Consider the following 1943-nt stretch of genomic DNA (forward strand, 5'->3'; position numbering starts at 1 on the left):
TTCAGATCCGGGTTCTTGTTTACTAGCTCGATACAGATCATCTCATCGTCCATGACCGAGTCGATTCTACCCAACTTGATGTCCGTCATCCATTCTGCGAGATTGTCGTACAGAGAAGCATCTTTGCCCCATTCCTGTTCAATGAAATCTGCGTGAACAGAACCCATTGTCGCGCCCATCTTGACTGAAGGATCGGCTAGTTCTTTCCAGCTCTGAAGAGGAGAATCCTTTCTGGCAATAGCAACAATTCCCGTAAGGAAGAACGGGTCGGAGAATCTTATAGACTTCATTCTCGTTAGAGTCATCGACATATTTGCAGCTATCATGTCGACTTTTCCCGAGAGCAATGAAGGAATAAGGCTTTCCCATGCCATGTCCTGCCAAACCAGTTCGACACCCATCTCCTTGGCTGCAAGTTCCATAAGCTCCACTGTGAATCCCGTTGGATTTCCCGAAGCGTCCCTGTACTGCATCGGTACAGCAGTCATATCAGTTGCAACGGTTAACTTTCCGCTCTTAACTACGTTTTCCAGTGTTGTAGCTGCAAGACCAAATGAAACAAACATACAGGCTACAACGATCAAAACAAACAGTTTTTTCATCTCAATTCCCCTTTCACGTATGGATTGCGTCCTAAAAAAGTACGCATTGGAAATGGTTTAAATAGTTCAATAATATGGAACACTATTCAACAATGTGGTAACTACATTTAAATTTACCAAATCTTTTGGTAATTTCCAAGACCATTTAGGGACGTTTGGAAAGTATCTGGGCTAATTATGACTGTTAAACAGAGGTAATCTCTTTCCTGCGGGGCTATCTTGAAAGAAGGTCGTTGTTCCTAGAAGCAAAGGCGAAATCAGTCTTCTTTGAGCTTTCACGTTTCGAAATCGATAAACAGCTTTGTCAGCTTCTCTATTGTCTTCAAAAACGGTTCCTTATATCTTTCAATCGCTTCGTCGGTCATTCTATTAGAAGGTCCGGCAATACTGACTGCATACTTCGCAACTCCGTGATTGTCCAGTATGGGTGCGGCAATGCACTTTATGCTTTCTTCCTGTTCGATCCTGTCATACGCATAGCCGTGTTCTCTTATCCACTCTAGCTCTTTTCTGAGCTGATCCTTGTCGGTGATAGTATTTTCGGTTCTTCTTGCGAGGGTCACTCTTTCAAGATAACCGTCAACATAAGAGTTCGGTTGAAAGGCAAGCAATGCCTTTCCGACGCCTGTGCAGTACATTGAAGCTGTGACACCGACCGTTGAGTGCGGGCGAAGCGCGTGAGTTGGATGAAGGCATTCGATGTAGATCACTTGGTCTCTGAATAGCGATGTAAGATGAATAGTCTCGTTAATTTCATTTCTGAGTTCCTCGAGGTAGGGAAGGGCCACCTCTCGGAATTCGAGGTTCCTTCTCATGAGTCCGCTCAACTGGAGAATCCTGTTTCCGAGCATATAAAAGTTCCTGTCCTTCGTGAGGTAATCCAGTTCTGTCATTGCTGCAAGAATATGATGAACGGTGGCTTTGGGATAACCTAACCTGTCCACTATGTCGCTTAGTCTCCATTTGCTTTGCTCAAAGAACAGCTCGAAAATCTCGTCCACTTTCTTGAAAGCTTTGAAATGTTCCATAATATTGACCTCACTCAATGACATTGATAATAGAATATCAAAAAATGCTTTCGATAGCAAATCTCTTCTTGAATTTACATTTCGAATACGGGTGAGCTAGTGTGAGGCAACCATCAATTAAGACTTGACTACTGAACGGATCCAGATCGAGATTGAGTCTTTTCTGAAGCCGCAATTCAACCTAAAATTGAGTATCCCACAAAAAAAAGACCGGCCCTTTAGGCCGGCCTTCTTAAAGTCAATAACTCACTTCAGCTGGAAGCCTATACTGAAGTTGATGGTCGCAGTGTGCCAAGAAGGCGAAGAAGGAAAC

The 1943-nt window shown here is 43.6% G+C and carries 2 protein-coding genes; both read right to left on the reverse strand.

The genetic code is table 11. The features are described 5' to 3' along the window. Positions 1–602 (reverse strand): ABC transporter substrate-binding protein (locus tag BG32_RS04660; protein WP_147434827.1); only part of this gene is annotated, 602 nt, incomplete at its 3' end. A 275-nt stretch (positions 603–877) separates the two neighbouring features. Continuing rightward, complete coding sequence (locus tag BG32_RS04665) at positions 878–1630, reverse strand: IclR family transcriptional regulator (protein WP_183084285.1); 753 nt, start codon at positions 1628–1630, stop codon at positions 878–880. Positions 1631–1943 lie beyond the last annotated feature (313 nt).

The organism is Mesotoga sp. HF07.pep.5.2.highcov (assembly GCF_003666285.1).
Taxonomy (GTDB): Bacteria; Thermotogota; Thermotogae; order Petrotogales; family Kosmotogaceae; genus Mesotoga; species Mesotoga prima.

Excerpts from the sequence above, each read along its gene's own strand:
- BG32_RS04665 (WP_183084285.1), bottom strand. The coding sequence starts at position 1,630 with ATGGAACATTTCAAAGCTTTCAAGAAAGTGGACGAGATTTTCGAGCTG.